This is a genomic window from Xenorhabdus entomophaga, from assembly GCF_037996725.1.
Taxonomy (GTDB): Bacteria; Pseudomonadota; Gammaproteobacteria; order Enterobacterales; family Enterobacteriaceae; genus Xenorhabdus; species Xenorhabdus khoisanae.
Genome location: NZ_JBBMXH010000375.1, coordinates 1 through 382 on the forward strand (window position 1 = coordinate 1; position 382 = coordinate 382).

At 56.0% G+C, this 382-nt stretch carries 1 protein-coding gene; it reads left to right on the forward strand.

Features of this window, described 5'->3' with window-relative positions:
- On the forward strand, positions 1 to 379 hold a 379-nt coding region (locus tag AAC854_RS23270), incomplete at its 5' end, for an HK97-gp10 family putative phage morphogenesis protein (protein ID WP_340619151.1).
- Positions 380 to 382: the final 3 nt, after the last annotated feature.

Below are 382 nucleotides of genomic sequence, written 5' to 3' on the forward strand. Positions count from 1 at the left end.
GGAGGAGCTGGGGCGCCGGTTACAGGCACTGGAAACTGATCTCCAGACCCAAATCCTGCGCAAGGCCGGAAAAGCCGCGATGGGCATCGTGAAAGAAGATATGGAAACCCACGCCGGATACGACGAAAAAAGTGACGGCCCCCACTTGCGGGACAATATCAAAATTCGTTCCACAAAATCCAAGAAGTACAAGGGCGGGGTGATGATCACGGTCGGCCCCACTAAACCCCATCGCATGAAAGCACTGGCGCAGGAAATGGGCACCATCAAGCAGGTGCCACAGCCGTTTATCCGTCCGGCGCTGGATTACAACAAAACCGCCGTCGTTAAGGTGCTCGCGCAGGAAATCCGCGACGCCCTGTCCGATTACAGTCAATAGGAG